We start from the raw sequence: 21616 nt of genomic DNA, 5'->3' as shown, positions 1-21616 counted from the left end.
CGCATGAATACCGGTCGCAGGACTTTTGCTTAGGGTGAATGGTCGCTTCAATGTAGGAATATAAGCCAATAAATCAACCACTGCCGACGGGAACAAGTGGTTGCCGGACACAGAAATACCCGCAAGATAATTAGCATGTCAACTATGAACAGCGGTTTTTGACACTGGATACGTCAATTATATATTTAAAAATTAATATAAGACGTACAATCGTCCTGACAACTACATAAAAATAAGCCCCCCTCTTCTAACATATGGAATTTACGCTGTTTCTGGATGAGAGCGGAGATCACGGTCTAGACAAAGTAGACCCGGGTTTTCCCGTTTTCACACTTTGCGGGATCATGTTTACCATCTCAGGATACAAACGAATGACAGACTGTCTCAACAGCGTTAAACATCACTTTTGGGGCAAAAAGGAAGTTATTTTTCATTCCAGGGATATTCGAAAGTGTAACAAAGAATTCTCAGTTTTACTTGATTTGGATGTTAAAAGGCAATTTTATGAAAGGCTGAATAGTTGCTTAAAAAATGGTAGTTATCGAATAATAGCTGCTGCAATCGATAAAAACAAACATATCCAAACATACGGGCACATTGCAGATAACCCCTACGAAATCGCCTTGTCCTTTATCATAGAAAGATCCATTTTTCTACTTGACGACGTAAAATCCACTTTCAAAACAATCAAGATAATTATCGAGAAAAGAGGCAAAAAGGAAGACTATCAGCTTGCGAGTCATTTTGAGAAAATCAAAGCGAGGGGAACCGGATTCATATCCCGCGAGCGAATACGGCGATATGACATGAAAATCGAATTCAGGAGCAAAAAAGACAACATAAATGGCCTGCAAATATCGGATCTTATTGCATACCCAATTTCCAACCACGTTATCCACCCGGAACGCGCTAATCCGGCCTTCGATCTTATCGCTGACAAGTTCTATCTAAAGGACGGTAAAAGATATGGTCTTAAAAAATTCCCATAATAAGCAAAAGAGCCATTCCAATCAGGAATGACTCTTTTTGCCGACCGGGGGACACCCCAATCCCAACACAATAATAAAAAAATAGAAGCTAATTTCAAAATCTCTGTTTCAATGACTGGCACGAGTCGTTGAAACAAACTACCAGCCCATATAATAAGTATCGCTCAGCCACGTCGGGCGGGTGAGGTGGAAATGGGATTCGAGCATTTTCTCCGCCTCGCAAAATGCCCCTTCTACCCAGCCTTGTTGATCGGAATAGGCCTCGCCTACGACATAAATGTTTTCGTCGGTATCGGGCTTGCGCATGTAGGGCATGACGTCCCAAACCGCAACACCGGCTTTCCAGGCGTGATACCCGGCACCGAACGGGTCATCGGACCAGTCGCGGAAATAGGTCACGTATGGTTCTGGGATTTCCACCTCGGCACCATGCAGTTCACGCAGTTGGTTCATAATTTCGTTCACCATCAGTTGTGTAGCCTGCTCTCTTTCGAGCGCTTTCAGCTCCGCGAGCGAGGCCGATTCTGCCGCACTCACTTTGAAAAGCACGGTATCGTCCGAAAGCGCCTTCCAGAACGTCTCCGTTTCCATATCCCCGTAGCTGCCCAGCAGCATCGAGTTGTCGTTCTGCGGATCGGTACCGAAATAGTAGCATTGGCGCATCGGAAGGTCGGTGATCGAATGTCCGGAATCGATGCCCAGCTTTTTCCACCACGGCTCCCGGAAGCCCATCAGTATTTTGAATGCAGGCTCCATGATCACCGAGCGGATATTGCGGTCGAGGACGGTGTTTTCGTTGGAATTGAAAAAAAAGTTCTGCTGATCGAGCAGTTCGAGCGACTTCCGCGGCATACCCAATATAATATGATTGGCATAGGCATGCCAGATCTGGTTGGCCGGAATGTTCAGGAACGTGAGCTCATAGCGGTAGTGCTCCCGCTGGTCGTGGCCTTTCGAGAAAGTCAGCAGCTTGTTTTCCGACCAGATACACGCCCCCGGAATGCCCATGTATTGGTTCGCCAGCGCATACGCAATGCAGTCATAGCCTTCCTCGATGGTTTTGTAAGTAACATCAGCCGAAAAATCGCCTACCATATAAGGAAATGCTTCCGCAGCATTCCAGTTGATCGTGTTGGAATAATATCCCCCTGCATTGGCCACGAAATTGTACCCTTCCTGCGAAACCTGGTCCTTGATAAGGTTCCAGAAGCCGAGGTCGTTCACTTTGCGGCCGTCGTAAGGTGAACCTGGAAAATGGTAAGTGAGGTTGGGCTTCACCTGGTCCCAGTTTTCGCTGGTCAGTTTGAATTCGTAGTCATACTCGCCTTTTTGAACAGCCAGGCCGGGAAAGTTGCTCACAAACCAGGGATCGGCCATTAGTACATCGTAGATGATCTTGTTGAAAAGCTGGTCGGAGCTGAAACCAATGTCGTCGTCGTTGAGATAGTAGCGGGTTACCAGTCTCTCTCCTTTGTCCTGCGCCACATTCCAGGCATTCTGTTTGAAATGCTGCTTGCGCAGGTAAAAAAGCAGGTCGGCAGGATTTCCCATAGGGAAAGGTACGGGTGTCATGTGGTCTTTGAGCACGGGAGTACGTTTGCTCAGGTCTTTTTCGGTCAGCGGATAACCTTCGATGAGCGTCGTCACGATTTCCTGCGAGGTGAGGTAACGCATGCCCCCCAATTCTCCCCAGAAATTCATTCCCGGCAAGATCACCGATTCGAGCCGCCCGCCGAGCCGCTCGCTCATGTCGAAGATCTGGACCTGGTCGCCGGTGTACTTGCCCACATCGGTAAGACGGAAGGCGCTGTACAAACCCGAGGTTCCCGCACCGATGATCGCGACTTCCGTCTGCAAGCCGGGCTTCATCCCATTGTTTAGTGGCGTGTTTTTATTCATGTTGATGGTTTTAAATGGCTTTGAAATAATTGTAACCCAGCTTGAACGGTGAAATATCAAACGTAGAATGGCCGTCGAGCGCCAGCTCGGTCAGTATTTTGCCCAAAAACGGCGTAAACTTGGCCGCCCAGCCGGTAGCGTACACCACGATGTTCTGATGATTAGGCACATAAGGAGGCGCAAAGTCGATGAGCAATTCCTTGTCCGGGATCCTGCTCAACGCAATCAGGCACGTGGAAGTGAAATAAGGCGTCGGATCGAGGCCCGTCATGTGGTCGCGGACCCAGGCGGCCGTGTAAGCGAGCTCCTGCGGGTTAGGCACGAGCGTGCGCTGCTCGGGGCTCGTAAGCGGATCGATCACAAAATCGGGCGCCACGCGGATATACTCCGGATGATCCCAATCCACGCCCGGGAAACCATAAAACTGGTTGCCATTCGAGCCGATCGCATTCTGGAATACAAACCACGTCGGGTACTGGATCTTCGGATCGGTCTTTTTGAAATAGCACGAGGACATATTCCAGTAAGTCGCTTCGATCGTAAATCCGAGCAGGTTAATCACGCCATCGATATACGGGCCAGGTACCAGCACCAGTTTTTCACTCGTAAAAACCCCTTTCGGCGTGGTTACGTTAAACAGTTTCCCGTCCTGCTCGATGCCCGTCACGGGCGACTCGTCCCGCAGCGTCGTGTACGGGTCACGCTCACAGGCCTGGTACAGGGTTTCGATCGTCGCGCGGAAATCGATGCTGGCGCCGTCGGCCTGAAAAAGCCCCGTGTAGGTCTCCGGCAGATCCCGGAAGTGGTATTGCACCTCAATTTCCTTTGCGGTAAGGCTGGTATAGGGCACATTCAATGCTTTGAGCGCTTGCTCCGCCTCGGCGATGTTGCCCTCGGTGGAATGCACCGACGGGTCGCCAAACCAGAGCGTGCCCACTTTGTCGAGCAAGGTCCTGGGCGTAAGGGTTTGGAGCTCGTCCCAATAGGGCTGCGCGTCCAGCGCCATTTGAACCATATATTCCTCGGGGTACGGAATGCGGTATTGCCGCGAAACGCCCGCCGAGCTGCCCAGCTGGTTTTTGAAGTTGAACTGTTCCAGAACCAGTGTTTTCGCTTTTCGTTTTCCCAGATGGTAACCGGTGGAGAGGCCAATCGCCCCTCCCCCGACCACGATCACATCAAAATGATGATCTGCTGGTTGCGCCATGGATATCCTATTTATTGTGAAGGTTTTAGGAATTGCTTATTGTTTCACCAGCGTATTGATATTCACATGCGGCCACTCAATCAGTTTTGACGGGTCATGGAACTGCGGGATGAATTCGATGATGGAGTTCTGCGAGTATTGCAGTTGCAGGAACGAGCCGCCGGTGTTGGGGTTCTTTACGGTTTCGATCCAGAACGTCGCCTCGAAGCTCGTCGTGTTGGCATTTTGAACGATGAACGGAATGTTGGTAATACCGCCCTTATTGGCTGTACTGACCGAAATCGTAGTCGTCGAAGTAATCGTTTGGCCGGCTATTGCATCGCGCAGCGTGGCGTTCGGGTTCACCTTGTTGAAACCTTCCAGCGGCGTCAGGTAAGGATCGGTGTAACCCAGCGGCTTGGAGCCCGGACCCGTGATGGGCAATGTGCTGATATCCGGAATGGTGGGTGCACCAGGCGTTACCGACGACCCGCCCAACGCCAGCAATGAATCTCCGTGCGGTACCGAAGCCTGGCGTGCAATGCTGAACTCGTCCGGGCAATCCTGCAACAGCAGCCAGGTTCCGTTTTCGGCATGGAGTAAGCTGCCGTCGACATTGCTGTGAATGGAAAGGCTGTACAGCAGCGTCGGCACCTGCTGTACGATGTGCGTTCCGCGGTTGGGTGTGGGCGTGCTCAATGGCGTCACGGTGAGCGTTTCGGTGTATGGCTGCACCAATAGCAGGAAACCGCCTTTCTGGTTAGGGACGGCAACCAGGTTCCAGCCCTTGCGGCCCACCCAGGTACCGATCAGGTCGGTCAGCGGACCGAACATCGAAACGGTTTCATCGGGGGCACCGCCTAAACGAACGGTTTGAAGGGCATTACTAGTAACTTTTAACATGGTGTATGATGGTTTAAGTGAAAAAAGAGAATGCGTACCGGGCACTCATGGCCTGTCAATCCGATCGTTACCAACCTGCCGCAACTCACCTGATCCGGATCTCACCATGCCGTTCATTATAGAACTAGTTTTATAACATTTGACAAACTAGCTCAAATAAGATGTATCCAAACTATTACTACTTTCGAACTTATTTAACGGTCGAAGACTTTCGCGGCGCAACGATTTAGCGATGTGCATTTCCGTAGTCAGGAATAGTCAGGGGTTGTCAGGTGTGGTCAGGAATAGTCAGGTGTGGTCAGGTGTTGTCAGGCGTAGTCAGGTGTGGTCAGGTGTGGTCAGGGATAGTCAGGTATGGCCAGGTGTGGTCAAGGGATAGTCAGGTGCGGTCAGGTATTGTCAAGTGGTGCCAGGTTTAGTGGTGTGGTGAGGTATACTCAATGCGATTCCCACTAAAATCGCGTAGCGATGTAATATTGGTAGCACTCGATTCCAATAGCGTATTTCTCAAAATGCCGTCAGGCATGCAACAACAGCGCGTCGTTGTCGCGTGCCTGACGGCATTTTGAGGCAATCGGCTCACTTGCGTTTCCTACCAACATTACATGCCTCACGGCATTTGTTTCTCAACGAATAAAAACGAACCATACCTGACCGCACCGACCACATCTGACAACACTGGACTATTCTTGACAACACCTGACCACACCTGACTACACCTGACTACACCTGACCACACCTGACCACACCTGACTACGCCTGACAACACCTGACCACGCCTGACAACACCTGACCACGCCTGACAACACCTGACTACACCTGACTACGCCCGACAACACCTGACTACACCTGACAACGCCTGACCACGCCCGACAACACCTGGTCAAGAATTGCAGCCTCGCGGCACCTTCCGGCAGTCCGCTAAAATTCGACACCCTACAATATGTCCTACAAAAGGAATTATTAGCTTTACAGCCGAAACCTATTTCTGGTCGGGGCGTCCGGCTGCTGCATGTATGAGTGATCTGAAAAACGATATCCGGCCGTTGGAGCCTTCCACGATGACAGACCTGGTCGAATCCCGGCTGCGGGAGTATTTGAAACGGAAGTCGTTCGTGCCCGGCGACGCCCTGCCCAAGGAGCAGGAACTGGCCGACGCCCTCGGTGTGAGCCGCAACGTGGTGCGCGAGGCGCTGAGCCGCCTGCGCATGCTCGGGATGATTGATACGCGCAAAAAACGGGGTATGCTGCTCGCACAGCCCGATATTCTCGGCTCGCTCGAACGCGTCCTCGATCCGCTCCTGCTCGGCAAAAACACATTGAAGGATATTTTCGAACTGCGGCTGGTATTGGAAATGGGCCTCGCCGACCTGCTATACCTCCGCAAAACGCCCGAAGACATCGCCGCGCTGGAAGACATCGTGGCCCGGGAGGTGAACAACCAGCAGAAGCCCTTCCGGGTAGAACACGAAATCGCTTTCCATGGCAAGCTCTACCAGATGACCGGCAACGATACCTACATGCGTTTCCAGAAAATGCTGCTGCCGGTGTTCGAGTACGTGCTCGATTTTGAAATGCAGGCGAACGGCCAGGCCGACGTTGGCGAGGTCACACACCGCAACCTGGTTGAAATCCTGAAAACCGGCGATTCGGAGGATTTCCGCCGCGGCATGAAAGCGCATTTAAAACCCCATTTCGATCGGCTGAAAGTCTGATGTCAGCATTTTGGTGCCGTCGCAAATCGGTAATATAGCCGTCGTCGTTACATGCCCAGGGGCATTTGAAATTGCCTTGGTCAACGATTTTTCTACCAACATTACATCGCTACGCGATTGAGGCAAATTACATATTCTGGTTATGCAGGGTAAAAGTATATCGCTGCGTGATTCCGCTATGGATGCAGGCCGTCGCGGCCTTTGATTGAAAGCCCTAAATGCCGTCAGGCATGCAACATTGGTAGAAAAGAGTACATGCGAGATTCAGAAATCCTGTCAAGGATGCAACAACGGATTTAGACGCGCACATTCCAGCCAACATTTTGCATTATTTTCTGAATAAATATTTGGATGTTCAGTCTCAATGATTTTACATTTACTAATATGTAGAACATAACTACTAATTATGATCAAAAAGACATTCCTGATCCTGATCTTCCTGAGCGCCACTCGTGCATTCTCACAAGACATTCCCCAAACACGCGCGTTGTTCATCGCCGGCGAGGATGGCTATAAAAGTTACCGCATCCCTTCGCTCATCCGGGCTAAAAATGGTGCATTAATTGCCTTTTGTGAAGGCCGGAGAGAAGGAGCCGGCGACGCGGGCGACATTGATCTGCTCATGAAACGCTCGACAGATAACGGCAAAACATGGAGCCCGCAAACGGTCGTGTGGGACGATGGGGCCAATACCTGCGGCAACCCCTGCCCGGTACTCGATGAGCAAACCGGCGAAATACTCCTGCTCCTCACGCATAACCGCGGCGACACGCCCGAAAAAGACATTATTACCAAAAAATCCGAGTCGACCCGGACGGTATGGCTCTCCCGGAGCTCCGACAACGGTGTTACCTGGGCCAAGCCGGTTGATATAACCCAAACCACCAAGAAACCCGAATGGGGCTGGTATGCAACCGGCCCGGGCGTTGGTATTCAAATACAGAACGGCCCGCGCAAAGGTCGCCTCGTGATCCCCTGCGATTTCAGTTACGACGACCCGAACGGCAAAGTCCGCAACGGCCCTTTCGAGTACGGCGCACACGCGATTTACAGCGACGACCACGGCAAAACGTGGCAGCTCGGCGGGACGATCACACCAAAAATGAATGAATGCCAGGTCGTTGAAGTTGCTGACGGCAATGGCACGCTGCTGATGAACATGCGCTCCTACTTCGGTCGCGGACGGCGGGCGCAATCGTTGAGTTATGACGGGGGCGAGAGCTGGACGGCGCCGGAGGACATTCCGGAGCTTGTAGAACCGGTATGCCAGGCTTCGCTCATCCGCTACCGGCGCCGGAATTCAAAAGGCCTTGGCGCCATGCTCTTCCTCAATCCCGCCAGCACCACCAAACGCCATAATCTGACGTTAAGGGCAAGCTTCAATGACGGAAAAACGTGGCCGGTTATCCGCACCATTTTCCCCGGGCCATCGGCCTATTCATCCATGGCGGTATTACCCGACGGCAATATCCTTTGCCTTTATGAAGCGGGGAAAACCAGCGCTTACGAGCAGATCGTGCTGCAAACGATCACTTCGAAATGGCTGTTCTGGCCTGACAAATAGTTGAATTTCAATACTTCCATTCCATATGAGTATCATCCAACACACCGACGGCCTCATTGCCGCGCTTTTCACACCGCTTCATCCCGACGGCTCCGTACATTACGAACTGCTGCCTGCATTGGTCGAGCATTTGATCACCAACGGCAATTCGGGCATTTTCATCTGCGGCAGCAACGGCGAAGGCCCCAACCTCACCCTCGAAGAACGCATGCGCGTTGCCGAAACCGTGATCACTGCCGGCAAGGGTCGCCTGCGCATGATCGTACACGTGGGGCACGCGAGTATCGCGGAAGCGCGCAAGCTGGCCCGTCACGCGCAGGAAGCGGGGGCAGACGCCATTTCGTCCGTCGCAGCATTCTATTTCAAACCCACCTCCGTACAAAACCTCGCAGACTGCATGACCGACATCGCAGCCGGCGCGCTGGAACTGCCTTTCTATTATTACCATATTCCTTCACTCACCGGCTTTTCCGTGGACGTACTCGACTTTGTGCGCATTGCTGAAAAGCAAATCCCCAACTTCGCCGGCGTAAAGTACACCGCGGCAACGCTTTGGGAATACCAGGAATGTCTGAACTATGAAGGTGGTAAGTATGATGTATTATATGGTTTTGATGAAAACCACCTGCCTGCATTATCGATGGGCGCCAAAGGCTGCATCGGCAGCACTTTCAACTTCGCAGCTCCATTCTATTTAAAAGTAAGGCAGTACTTCGAGGCGGGGGAGATTGAAAAGGCGCGGGAACAAATGCTGTTCTGTGTAGAAATGGTGCGCGTAGTGGTACAGTATGCACCGATTCCCGCTCAGAAAGCAGTGATGAAAATGCTCGGCTTCGATATGGGCCCGTGCCGGCTGCCCCTCGCAGCATTACCCGACGACCAATACCAGGCGCTGCACCGGCAACTAACTGATATCGGCTTTTTTAAATTCCTGGCCACTGGCGAAGCCACTCATGACCACCCATGACTACCCATGACAACACCTGACTGAATGATTGAATGATTGAATGACTGAATAACTGAAAGACCTGATGAGCCGCTTCCTTTTTGTCCTGACGATTTTCCTGCACACTTTGGTTTCCAATGCACAGCAAGCCGGTCGGTCGCCGCTTATATGGAAAGACCTTCCGCCGCTGCCCGATGCCGTGGGATTTGCCGGCGTCTATGCGGGTGTCAGCAACGGTGCGCTGATCGTTGCCGGCGGCGCCAATTTTCCAGGCAATGCAGGCCCTTGGGGCGCGGCACCGAAAACCTGGTATGATGCGGTTTTTGTACTGGAAAATCCGTTGGGGAGCTGGAAAAAGGCGGGGAAACTACCGCGGGCGATGGGCTATGGCATTTCACTCACCACACCGGAGGGCATTTTTTGCCTCGGAGGTGCCGACGGATCGCACCATTACAGCCAGGCATTCTTCCTTCAATGGAAAAACGGACAGGTCACAACCACACCCCTCCCCGCTCTGCCTGTTCCGCTTGCCTATGCATCGGGCGCATTGCTGGGTGATAAAATATATGTAGCGGGCGGCACCAGCACACCGTCGGATACCCTGGCATTGAGCCGCTTCTGGGAATTTGATTTACACCAAAAACAATGGACCGAGCTGCCTGCATTACCCGGAAATGGCCGGATACTGGCCGTCGGCGGCGCACAGGACAGTCGTTTCTTCGTTTTGAGCGGTGCCGAGCTGCATTACAATGCCATCACAGGTGCGGTACAGCGTACCTATTTAAAAGAATGCCTCGCCTATAATCCGGCATCCAAAACCTGGAAACGCATTGCTGACTTGCCCCACGCGGTAGCGGCTGCGCCCTCCCCTGCGTACGCGGCAGGGCAGTCGCACCTGCTCGTCGTGGGCGGGGACGACGGTGTGCATGCGCAACGCGTGATGGAACTACGCGAAAAGCATCCCGGGTTCCAGAGCGAAATCATGGCCTACCACAGCATTACCGACACCTGGGCCCCATTCGGGGTATTTCCAGGAGGAAAAGCCCCCGTTACGACGCCGCTCGTGACCTGGAATGGGCAGCTGGTGATCCCTTCCGGCGAAATTCAGCCCGGTATCCGTACGCCCCGGATAATCGCGGGCAGTCCGGAGGTGAGTACAGGCACATTCAACGGGATCGACTGGGGCGTGGTGGCAATTTACTTTCTGCTGGTACTGGGCATCAGCATTTATGTTTCCCGCAAAATGAGCGCCAGCACCGACGATTTCTTCCTCGGAGGCCAGAACATCCCCTGGTGGGCGGCCGGACTGAGCATTTTCGGGAGCAAGCTGAGCGCGCTCACATTCATTGCGATTCCCGCAAAAACCTACGCCACCGACTGGGTATACATTTTTGCCAATGCGATGATCGTCGTCGTGGCGCCGATCGTGATCTGGTTTTTCCTCCCCTATTTCCGCAAACTGAAAATCACCAGCGTGTACGAATATCTCGCGTTCCGGTTCAGCAAAACAGTGAAACTGGTCGGCAGCCTCACATTCGTTGTTTTTCAGGTGGGAAGATTGGGGATTGTGATTTACCTCCCCGCATTGGTACTGAGCACGGTTACGGGCATGAACCTCATGCTTTGCATTGTCCTTACCAGCCTCATTACCACGGCCTACACGATCTCCGGCGGCATTGAAGCCGTGGTTTGGACCGAGGTAATGCAAGTGGGCGTGCTGCTGGGCGGGGCTTTTGTCAGTTTGTTCTTCATTGCCCATGCATCCGGGGGCTTCGACGCACTGTTCGGGCAGGCGGGTAATGCGGGTAAATTTCATATGGTCAACAACGGCTGGGCCATTACCGAGCCCGTGCTGTGGGTGGTGCTGGTGGGCAATTTCCTCACGCAGATCGTCACCTACACGTCCGATCAGGTGGTGGTGCAGCGATACCTCACTACGCCCACCGAGGCGGAAGCCCGCCGGTCGGTCTGGACCAATGCATTCCTGGTTATTCCCGCGACGTTGATATTTTTCCTCGTTGGGACCGCTTTATGGGTGTATTTCAAACAAAGTCCTCACCTCCTGAACCCAATGGCGCGTACCGACGATATCTTTCCCTGGTTTATCTCCACGCAACTGCCCGCCGGCCTGCGCGGATTGGTAATAGCAGGCCTTTTCGCGGCTACCATGTCAACGATCAGCTCGTCCATGAACTCCATTGCCACGGTCGTCACCACGGGTTTCTTTCAGCATTTTGTTCCCCATTCCAGCGATCTGCAGCGCTTTCGCTTTGCCCGCTACACCACGCTCGTATTGGGTGCGGCGGGAATCGGCATTGCGGTGTGGCTCGTTTTTATGGAAAACAACAGCATATGGGACCAGTACCTGAAACTGATCGGCATATCCGGCGGCTGCCTGGCGGGAATGTTTGTGGCGGGGATATTTGTTCCCTCCATTCACAGCACGGGCGTCCTCGCCGGCTTTTTCCTCAGTGCGGTGCTGCTCTATTTCGTGCAGGCTAACGGCTGGGTACATTTCTTTCTGTATCCCGGTGTCGGCATTTTCGGATGTGTGATTTTCGGGTGGCTGATAAGCAAAGCCTTCCCCCGGCCTTCGTGAGCACGTTTTTAGAAAAAACTACACACGCGGCATTTTATAGCCATTATGGTATTCGCTGGTCATCAATTTATTAGCCATAGGATCATCAAACTCCCCTTTTTGAGCATTCCAATGAAGCGTATTGCCCGTTCGGTAAGCGATATTGCCCATTTGTGAAAGCGTTGCTACTTCTGCTCCTGCCTGTATGGGTGCATGCAGGTCGTCCATGCGCCGCGAGCGGATCACTTCTACAAAGTTTTTGGCGTGCTCATCCAGGCCATTATCCGACGATTTCGTGAGTGGAACCCCCTCCATCCGCTTTTCGTAAGGAACCGCTTCCCAGCCCTCGCGGTCGACGATGAGCGTGCCGTTCTCGCCCAGGAATGCGATGCCGTGCTGGCGGTTGTAAATACCGGCACCATAACCTATCACATGCTCCCATTGGATGTTAAAATCGTCGTATTCGAAGAGGGCCGTCAGTGTGTCGGGCGTCTCGGCACCGGGATTACGAAGCATGGCCCCACTGGCACTCACACGTTTCGGCGTGGCGTTTGCCTTCATACCCAGCAATGCATAATCGAGCAAATGCACGCCCCAATCAGTCATGATACCGCCTGCATAATCCCAAAACCATCGGAACGAGCCATGAAAACGGTTGGGGTTAAAAGGCCTCTTCATCGCGGGGCCAAGCCACATCCCATAATCGACGCCCGCAGGAGCGCTGCCGTCAGGCTGTTTTAAAATAGGATTACCATAATTAAAATACCCCCATACTTTCACCAGCCCCACTTTTCCCAGCTTTCCCGAATGCACGAAATCAACGGCGTCGCGGAAATGTTTCTGACTGCGCTGCCATTGCCCCACCTGCACGACCCGGTTGGTCCGCTGCTGCGCCGCTACCATCGCCCGGCATTCGGCAATGGAGTTTCCGATCGGCTTTTCGACGTACACATCCTTACCCGCATCGCATGCCTCGGCCATCATGAGGCAATGCCAATGGTCGGGCGTGCCGATCACCACAGCATCGATATCCTTGCTATCCAGGATCCTCCGGTAATCATTGAAAGTCTTAACCTGCATTCCTCTCCCGGCCAGTTCCGCCGCGCGTTTGTCGAGCACATTACGGTCGACGTCGCACAGCGCCACACATTCTACACCCGGGTTCTTCATCACCGCGTTGACGTCTGCCCACCCCATACTGTTGATCCCGATCGCCGCCACCCGGATCCTATCGGCGGTCGACGCTCCGGCAGAGCGGATTGGCCTGCCGGCATGTGCCAAGTCGGTGATAATAGGCGAAATAGCAGTGCCACCGGCAACAGCCGCGGCAGTATGAATGAATTTTCTTCTGGAAATAGTCATGACAACTCGACTGGATGATGAGAGCAAAACAAAGCAGGTTTTCGCGCACTTTTACCGCTGGTTTTACACAAAGTATTCTTGTAATATTTCAAATGTCAATCTGACAAATCTCATGGTTTAATTTGGTATTGCCGGGAAAAAGTATGGCTTTCCCTATAAAAATCCGGAATGACAACGTTCCCGGCAACGTCTGCGTAAAAAAATCGGCCGAATGCATTGGTCACCATTAAAAATGGATTCAAATTAAGTCCGGGCCGGGGTGACGCACCTGACCTCATATCGGAAAAATCCAATTTAGAAACATCCGGTAAATCCTTTTTTCACAGTATCGGTAGCCGCTCATGAACCTCAAATCTCTCCCGGACCAACACCTTGTCGAAGCCCTGCGCGACGACGACGGCCTGGCGTTCCGCGAGATTTACCAGCGTTACTGGAAAAAAATGTACCTCCTCGCCCTCCGCAAGATCGACGACCGGGAGGCCGTGGAAAGCATTGTCCAGGATGTATTCCTGCGGTTGTGGGAACGCCGCACTCTTTTGCAGATCGACAATCTCGAAGCCTACCTCATTACGTCGGTGAAATACACGTGCATCAACCATTTCAAATCGGCGATGGTGCATGAAAAATACCTCACGCACGCGTTCTCCGGGCATTCCGACGCGACCTACACCACCGAAGATCAACTGAATGCCAGCGAGCTGATGAACAATATCGAGGCCCGCCTGAGCCACTTTCCCGAAAAAGCACAGACCATTTTCCGCCTCCACCGCCTGGAAAACCGCTCCACCAAAGAGATCGCCCAACAAATCCAAATGCCCCAACGGACCGTAGAACACCATTTAAGCCTCGTCGTAAAAGCGCTGCGGTCTTATTTGAAGGATTATTTGTGAAAGGGAAAAAGGGAGGAAAGGGAGGATGGAGGAATGGGTTCCTGCCATTGCGCTGGTGCAAATCTCTCGATTTGCATATACTGTTTGCAGGCCTCCGACTGGCGGGTAATGCAAGACGACTATGCATTAACGATCGGACAGAAACATTCCTTTCGGTCTAATAGAATGCCGTCAGGCATGTCATATCGGTAGTGAGATCATCAGGCGAAAATCTTTCACAAATGCCCTTGGGCATGTAACAACCACACATTGCAAAGCGCCAACGCTATCACGGTCGTTACATCCCTGACGGGATTCCGGAACATTTATGGTGTTCGTATCTACTACCAATATTACATCGCTACGCGATTTGATTCTTACGCTGGGGAAGGAGCGCGAAGGTCGGCCGTTGTGCTATTTCGCCGCAGCGCGGCGACCTGTTTGTAGCAAAAGCCATTTCCCGGAATTTCCGGGCTCCGGAGGAGCCTCCTTCCCTCTTCAAGGATACTCCTCCGGAGTAAGGCCATCGTCGTTTCATTTTTCTATAAAAAGGATGCCCCTCCGGGGCTCGCAAGGTGTTAACTACAAGCCCTATTTCTTCCGTTTTTTCCTCTCATCTTCCATCTCCAATCCTCCATCCTCCCTTTCCTCCATCTTCCCTTTGCTCCATCTGCCATTGCGCTAATGCAAATCTCTCGATTTGCATATACTGTTTGCAGCCCTCCGGCTGGCGGGTAATGCAAGACGACTACGCATTAACGATCGGACAGAAACATTCCTTTCGGTCTAATAGAATGCCGTCAGGCATGTCATATCGGTAGTAAGATCATCAGGCGAAAATCTTTCACAAATGCCCTTGGGCATGTAACAACCACACATTGCAAAGCGCCAACGCTATCCCAGTCGTTACATCCCTGACGGGATTCCGGAACATTTATTGTGTTCGTATCTACTACCAATATTACATCGCTACGCGATTTGATTCTTACGCTGGGGAAGGAGCGCGAAGGTCGGCCGTTGTGCTATTTCGCCGCAGCTCGGCGACCTGTTTGTAGCAAAAGCCATTTCCCGGAATTTCCGGGCTCCGGAGGAGCCTCCTTCCCGCTTCAAGGATACTCCTCCGGAGTAAGGCCATGGTCGTTTCATTTTTTCTATAAACAGGATGCCCCTCCGGGGCCCGCAAGGTGATAATTACAAGCCCTATTTCTTCCGTTTTTTCCTTCTCATCTTCCATCTCCAATCCTCCATCCTCCATCCTCCCCTTCCTCCATCCTCCCTTTCTCCCCCTATTTGCACAAAAACCAGAACTTTCAACGCCAAACGCCCATAAAACATAATTTATCCAATAATATTTAAAAAGTTTTGCGGATCAGAGGGCTGGCATTTGACTACTCGTTAAAAACCAAGCAGCCAACCATCGGCCATGAACCGGGAACAATTCGCAGCATTATTGGAGAAATATCAGGAGGGCCGATGCACCGAGCAGGAAAAACAGCTGGTCGAGCATTGGTTTGCACTGCTGGAAAACGAAAATGGCGAGGAAGTTTCCAAAGACGAACTCAATGGCGCCGAAGAACGGATGTGGGCTGGGATGCAGGAAAGAGCCGACCTTCCCGACCTCCGAGAGCGGGACAATAACAATCCCTTTCGATCCATTTACATCCGATGGGCCGGAATGGCAGCCTCCCTCCTGCTGATCGGCTGGTTTTTCGCGGGGAAGATCTTCGACCGCCATGTGCCGCTAACGGCTTATACCTGGGAAGAAAAACGGAACGACGGTCCTGACATCCTGCCTGTTATGCTCGAAGACAGCAGTGTGGTGGAGCTTCGTCCCGGCAGTTCGCTGCGCTATCCCAACCGTTTTGAAGGAAGTAAGCGGGAGGTGGTGTTAAAGGGAGATGGCTTTTTCAGCATTCGTAAAAATTCCCAAAAACCTTTCTACGTGCATTCAGGTGGTGTTACCACGAGGGTATTAGGCACGAGCTTCCATGTGACCACGGCGTCGGACGGTCTGCAAACGAAGGTGGAAGTCGTAACCGGACTCGTCTCGGTTTACAGTGAAAAAACGAGCGAAGAGGCCGTCGACATGCTCATTAGCCCCAACCATACGGCCACATTCGACCGCAACTCAGGGAAATTCACGCCCGGACTGTCCGAACATCCCCGATTGCTGAACACCCATGTCTCCTTCCAATTCCATAATGCGCCGCTGGCGCAGGTCGCGCAGCATATGCGCGATGCCTGGGGCGTAACCGTAGAGGCCGAAGACAGCCAGATTATGAATTGCCCCCTGACGGCCGACCTGAGCGGACAACCACTCTACACGCAGCTGGATATCATTTGTGCGGCATTAGGCGCAAAATACAAAGTCCGTGGCTCGACGATCCGCATTGCGGGCCCGGGATGCAAAATGCGCGGAACAACCGCTTTTCAAACACGTAAACCCAGTCCTATGCAAACATAGCCGCAAACGAAAACGCTGGCCATGCAGCGAACATGGGCCAGCGCCAGCAAATCCCGCGAGGCCGACAGCGAATCGTGCCTTTTCGGGAGCTTCATTTTATCAAATCTCCATTTAATAAAACATTTAAAGGTATGAAAAAAACGGAACCTTTACTTTTCAGGGCCTGCCGGCGCACGAAAGCCGCCGGAAACTTACTGCTGCGGATCGCCGTGGTGGCGCTGCTGGCTTGCCAGTCCGTCCTCGCCGCCGACCAGCAGGAGGTGATGGCACGGCTTGTCACATTGAAATTCCAGAACCAGCGCTTCGAAAAGGTTATCAATAGCATTGAAAGGCAAACCAAAGCCCGCATTGTATACAGTTCGGAGCGGGTGAATGTGAGCCGGAATGTGAGTGTGGAAGTCACTAAAAAACGGTTGGACACTGTGCTGGACGAGATTCTTGCCCCGCTGAACCTCACCTACCGCGTCGTGGGCGGACAAATCGTGCTGGAAAACGCAACCCGTGAAGAATCAGCGGTGCCTGCAAAATCACAGGCCATCGACCGGACCGTAACCGGCGTGCTGACCGACGAAAAGAATGCCATACTTCCGGGTGTGAGCGTGATCCTGAAAGGTACCAACCGCGGGACCACCACCGACGGCCAGGGCAAGTTCAGTCTGCTCGTTCCCGACGATGCGACGGCCATACTGACCTTCTCGTTTGTGGGTTACCAAAGCCAGGACGTCGTTTTGGGTTCGCAAACCACCTTCAATATTTCGCTGAAACCGGATGTGAGTGCATTGGAAGAAGTGGTCGTGATCGGTTACGGCGCCGTGCGCAAGCGTGACCTTACGGGGTCGGTGGTGCAGCTTAAAAGCGAGCAGCTGAAACAGGTACCGTCCAACAACGTCCTCGACGCCGTGCAGGGCAAGATCGCCGGTGCAGACATTACGCGCAGCAGCGGGCAAGCCGGTGCGGGCGTGAACATCACCATCCGTGGTAACCGTTCGATAGGCGGCAATAACTCGCCGCTCATTATTGTCGACGGCGTACAGTATGGTGACCTGGCCGATATCAACTCGAATGACATTGAATCGATGGAAGTGTTGAAAGATGCTTCTTCGATTGCCATCTACGGTTCGCGCGGTGCGAATGGCGTTATTTTGATTACCACTAAAAAAGGGAAAAGCGGCCGCCCCGACATTTCCTTCAACTCTTACGCGGGCGTTTCGCAGGTGACGATGTACCCGCGCGCGATGAATATCAACGAGTTCCGTGACTTCAAACGCGAGGCCTGGCGTGCAGCGGGCGTTTGGAACTCCCCGGCCGATGATCCGGCGATTTTCACCAACGTGGCCGAATACGATGCATTGCAAAAGGGCATCTGGACGGATTATCAAAAGGAGCTCATTCACCCGGGTTTCCAGCAGAACTACCAGCTGGGCTTTCGTGGCGGCTCCGAAAAGTTGAAATCCTACGCTTCCGTGGATTATTTCAATGAAAAAGGAATCCTGAAACTGGATGAAATGAAGCGCTATACCGCGCGCCTGAATGTGGATTACACCCTTACCGACTGGATGAAAATCGGCTTGCAGAGCCAGCTTACCTACTACAACCAGAGCGTGCGCCGCGACCCTTTGAACCAGGCGAACAAAATCAGTCCGCTGGGCTCGCTTTATGACGAGAATGGTAATTTCAATTTCATTATGCTCGACGGGCAGACTGCTAATCCGCTATCCGACGAGCAGCCGGGTGTTTTTAACAACAATATCCTGACCACACGCACGCTGACGAACGGCTATGTCGAGATCACGCCTTTGAAAGGTCTAACATTCCGCAGCACGCTGGGGGCGAACCTGTCGAACACCCGCAACGGGGCATACTCATCGCCCAAATCCATCGACCGCTCGCTGACCGGAAAGTCGTTGGCGACTTACAATGTGTCAAACGGCCGGACGATTAACTGGGAGAACGTGGTGACCTATCAAAAGGCATTCGAGCAGCATAGCTTTACATTTACGGGCATCGGGAGCTCGCTGGCTACTGTTTCGGACAATGCTTCGGCATCCGGCGTGAACCAGTTGATCCCTTCGCAGCTTTTTTATTCGTTGGGTAGCGCTACGGAAGAGATTAAAATCAATTCGGCCTATTCCAAAAACAACCTCGTATCATTTGCCGCGCGGGTGAACTATGGCTTCAAAGACCGCTATTTGCTCACATTGACAGCCCGCAAGGATGGCTCTTCCAAACTCGCGCCCGGCAACAAATGGACGTTCTTCCCGTCGGCTGCATTTGCGTGGCGGATCATCGACGAGGGTTTTATGAAGAATATCAAAAAGCTCAGCGACCTGAAATTACGCGTGAGCTACGGCATCGCGGGGAACGACCCATCCGGACCGTACGCGACGCAAACCACACTTACCCGCATTGCATTCGGTTTTGACGAGGTGGCTTATCCGGCCTATACTTTCTCCCGTAATGTCGGTAATACGGCCTTGGGTTGGGAGCTTTCGGCTACCCAAAACCTGGGGCTTGATTTCGGGTTGTTTGATGGCCGTATCAATGGTTCGGTTGATTATTACGATACCCGCACCTCCGACCTGCTCCTCGACCGCGGCCTGCCTCCCACCACCGGCGTAACCACCGTGAAACAGAATATCGGTAAAACGCGCAACCGGGGTATTGAAGTGGTGCTGGGAAGTACCAACATCCGCACCGCCGATTTTACCTGGAATTCCAGCCTCACCTTTACCAAAAACAAAGAGCAGATTACCGAACTCGTGACAGAAGGCAACGACATCGGCAATGGCTGGTTCATCGGCAGTCCGATCAGCGTGTTCTATGATTACGAGAAGCTGGGTATCTGGCAGACTTCGGAGGCGGAGCAAGCCAAGGCCATGTCGCCCACACAGTTACCCGGTGAAATTAAAGTAAAAGACCAGAATGGCGATGGCAAGATCGACGCTGTAAACGACCGGGTGATCCTCGGCACTCCGCGGCCCAAATGGAGCGGCGGCTTGGATAACACCATCAAATACAAGGGTTTCGACCTGAATTTTATGATCTACGCGCGGATCGGATCGATGATCAACTCTGACCGCTACGCACGCTTTGATCAGCAGGGAGTGGGCAACAGCACCGCCGGTCTCGATTACTGGACACCCGAAAACCCAACCAACGAATACCCGCGCCCGAACAAGAATGCAGGGCTTAAATACCTCTCGACACTGGGTTACCGCGATGCATCGTATGCACGTATCCGTAACGTAACGCTCGCGTACAACCTGCCGGTGGATAAGTTCAACTGGAAGATCATCCGCGGCCTGCGCATTTACGCAACGGCCAAGAACCTGGCCACATTCACCAAACTCGACTACGACCCCGAGCGCGGCGGATCGGAGAATTTCCCGATGACGAAACTGTTCATTTTTGGCCTGAATGTGAACCTGTAACCCTTTAAAACAGTCAAGACAATGAGATCACAACTATTGAAAACAGGGTTTATAGCGGTTTCCCTCATGGGGCTGTTTGCCTGTGAAAATACATTGGAAGAATACAACCCCTCCGGCCTCACCTCCGAGACCGTTTATACCACGCCCGAAGGTTTTGAAACGCTCGTGAATGCCGCCTACTCCTACCAGCGCTGGTGGTACGGCAAGGAAGAAGGCTATAACATTGCCGAAACCGGTACCGACATCTGGACCAGCGGCGCCGGCGAAGTGTACCGCGATTTGACCCAATACCTCAACCTCCAAGGCAGTAATACGGCCCTTACCAACGAATGGCGGGAGTTTTACGCGGCCATTAACCTCTGCAATGGCGGTATCAACCGCATCGAGGGAGCCGGGCTTTCGGCAGCATTGCGTCCTGTGCGCGAGGGTGAGCTGCGCTTTTTGCGGGCATTCTACTACTGGCACATCGTCGAAACCTGGGGCGGCGTGCATTTCACGACCACTGAAACCAACGGCATCGTGACCACCGCCAACAAAACGCCGGTGGAGACCTTTTACAACCAGATTTTCGAAGACCTTAAAATTGCCGTCAATAACCTACCCGCTACCCAGCCGCAATATGGCCGGGTTACCAAAGGGGCGGCGCAGGCGTTTCTGGCGAGAATGTACCTCACCAGGGGCATGAACAAAGAGGCACTGGAAATGGCGAAAGCAGTTTTGGAAGGTAATTACGGTTATAAGCTGGAAGCCAATTATGCCGATCTCTGGAAAATGAGCAACCTCAAATCCAAGGAGGTGATTTACACCGTGGATTACTCTGCCAACCTCGCATTGAACGACCTGGCCAACTCGACATTTAATCCATACGGCCATAGCCGCGGCAGCAACAATGCGCATTTGCTGTTCCTGATGAAGTACGACGACCGCCCGGGCATGACCCGCGACATTACCAACGGCCGGCCGTTCAACCGCTATATGCCGACCCGCTTCCTGCTTGACCTTTTCTCCGCCGACGACGCGCGCTACGAGGGCAGTTTTATGGAATCGTGGTATGCCAATTCAAATACCCTTCCGACAGGCATTGCCAAGGGGGATACGGCCGTCTATTGCACGAAACTGGATATTCCTGATGCCGTCGAAGCTTCTAAAAAGTACCAGACTTACGACCGAGCTGAAATTTACCTTGCCGACGGAACCGTGAAAGATAACCTGCGCTACCCTACCCTGTCGAAGTTCATGGACCCCACCCGCGCGAGCCTGAACGAGGCGCAGAGCGCGCGTGACGTGTTTGTGATCCGGTTGGCGGAGGTGTACCTGATCGCTGCCGAAGCCGCCATGCAAACCGGTGACTTGGCCAAAGCAGCCGAATATGTGAATGTAGTGCGTACCAGAGCCGCCAAACCGGGCAAAGCGGCCAGCATGCAGGTGAAAGCCGCCGATATCACGCTGGACTTCATTCTCGACGAGCGCGCCCGCGAGCTTGCGGGCGAGCAACTGCGCTGGTTCGACCTGAAACGCACCGGAAAGCTGGTGGAACGTATCAAGAAGTATGCGCCGGATAATGCGGTCAACATCCAGGAGCACCACGTCGTACGCCCGATCCCGCAGACACAGCTGGACGCCGTGGTGAACAAAAGCGAGTTTAAACAGAATGCCGGTTACCAATAATCCATTTAAAATGCCTTCCTGCCCAAAAGCGGGAAGGCGCTT

Annotated in this window: 13 protein-coding genes and 1 pseudogene; 9 read left to right on the top strand and 5 right to left on the bottom strand. The window is 52.8% G+C overall.

The window, feature by feature from the left end; genetic code table 11:
• Positions 1–254: 254 nt before the first annotated feature.
• Positions 255–989, top strand: coding sequence for a DUF3800 domain-containing protein (locus J2Y43_RS11895; RefSeq protein WP_309982695.1), 735 nt, complete (start codon positions 255–257; stop codon positions 987–989).
• Positions 990–1127: 138 nt separating this feature from the next.
• On the opposite strand, the gene J2Y43_RS11890 is transcribed toward J2Y43_RS11895, so the two are convergent.
• From J2Y43_RS11890 to J2Y43_RS33560, 4 genes and pseudogenes are all read right to left on the bottom strand, one after another.
• Positions 1128–2888, bottom strand: coding sequence for an FAD-dependent oxidoreductase (locus J2Y43_RS11890; protein WP_309982693.1), 1761 nt, complete (start codon positions 2886–2888; stop codon positions 1128–1130).
• A gap of 10 nt (positions 2889–2898) precedes the next feature.
• Positions 2899–4095, bottom strand: a complete 1197-nt coding sequence (locus J2Y43_RS11885; RefSeq protein WP_309982691.1) for an FAD-dependent oxidoreductase — start codon at positions 4093–4095, stop codon at positions 2899–2901.
• A 36-nt stretch (positions 4096–4131) separates the two neighbouring features.
• Complete coding sequence (locus tag J2Y43_RS11880) at positions 4132–4977, bottom strand: heme-binding protein (RefSeq protein WP_309982689.1); 846 nt, start codon at positions 4975–4977, stop codon at positions 4132–4134.
• A 626-nt stretch (positions 4978–5603) separates the two neighbouring features.
• Positions 5604–5654, bottom strand: a pseudogene (locus J2Y43_RS33560) (MJ0042-type zinc finger domain-containing protein); the annotation flags it as partial.
• 339 nt (positions 5655–5993) lie between these two features.
• On the opposite strand from J2Y43_RS33560, the gene J2Y43_RS11875 reads away from it, so the two are divergent.
• The 4 genes from J2Y43_RS11875 (at position 5994) to J2Y43_RS11860 (ending at position 11801) form a co-directional block, all read left to right on the top strand.
• Positions 5994–6692 carry an FCD domain-containing protein gene (locus tag J2Y43_RS11875; protein WP_309982687.1) on the top strand — a complete coding sequence of 233 codons (699 nt, stop codon included), beginning with the start codon at positions 5994–5996 and terminating at the stop codon, positions 6690–6692.
• Between the two features lie 406 nt (positions 6693–7098).
• Positions 7099–8256, top strand: coding sequence for a sialidase family protein (locus tag J2Y43_RS11870; RefSeq protein ID WP_309982685.1), 1158 nt, complete (start codon positions 7099–7101; stop codon positions 8254–8256).
• Between the two features lie 25 nt (positions 8257–8281).
• Entirely contained in the window at positions 8282–9223 is a 942-nt protein-coding gene (locus J2Y43_RS11865; RefSeq protein WP_309982683.1) for a dihydrodipicolinate synthase family protein, read from the top strand.
• Positions 9224–9287: 64 nt separating this feature from the next.
• Positions 9288–11801 (top strand): sodium:solute symporter family transporter, encoded by a 2514-nt coding sequence (locus J2Y43_RS11860; RefSeq protein WP_309982681.1) that lies wholly within the window; start codon positions 9288–9290, stop codon positions 11799–11801.
• An 18-nt stretch (positions 11802–11819) separates the two neighbouring features.
• On the opposite strand, the gene J2Y43_RS11855 is transcribed toward J2Y43_RS11860, so the two are convergent.
• Positions 11820–13142, bottom strand: a complete 1323-nt coding sequence (locus J2Y43_RS11855; protein ID WP_309982679.1) for a Gfo/Idh/MocA family oxidoreductase — start codon at positions 13140–13142, stop codon at positions 11820–11822.
• A gap of 341 nt (positions 13143–13483) precedes the next feature.
• Here J2Y43_RS11855 and J2Y43_RS11850 point away from each other — a divergent pair, with 341 nt between their 5' ends.
• From J2Y43_RS11850 to J2Y43_RS11835, 4 genes are all read left to right on the top strand, one after another.
• Complete coding sequence (locus tag J2Y43_RS11850) at positions 13484–14032, top strand: RNA polymerase sigma-70 factor (protein ID WP_309982678.1); 549 nt, start codon at positions 13484–13486, stop codon at positions 14030–14032.
• A gap of 1402 nt (positions 14033–15434) precedes the next feature.
• Positions 15435–16475, top strand: coding sequence for a FecR domain-containing protein (locus J2Y43_RS11845; RefSeq protein ID WP_309982676.1), 1041 nt, complete (start codon positions 15435–15437; stop codon positions 16473–16475).
• A 131-nt stretch (positions 16476–16606) separates the two neighbouring features.
• Positions 16607–19906 carry a TonB-dependent receptor gene (locus J2Y43_RS11840; RefSeq protein WP_309982674.1) on the top strand — a complete coding sequence of 1100 codons (3300 nt, stop codon included), beginning with the start codon at positions 16607–16609 and terminating at the stop codon, positions 19904–19906.
• Between the two features lie 21 nt (positions 19907–19927).
• A complete protein-coding gene (locus J2Y43_RS11835) occupies positions 19928–21574 on the top strand; it encodes a RagB/SusD family nutrient uptake outer membrane protein (RefSeq protein ID WP_309982672.1) in 1647 nt (548 codons plus the stop codon).
• The last annotated feature ends 42 nt before the right edge of the window (positions 21575–21616 follow it).

The organism is Dyadobacter sp. BE31 (genome assembly GCF_031457695.1).
In the GTDB taxonomy this organism is placed as follows: Bacteria; Bacteroidota; Bacteroidia; order Cytophagales; family Spirosomataceae; genus Dyadobacter.
Note: the sequence above shows the minus strand (reverse complement) of the source record. Positions and strands in the feature narration are given on the sequence as shown.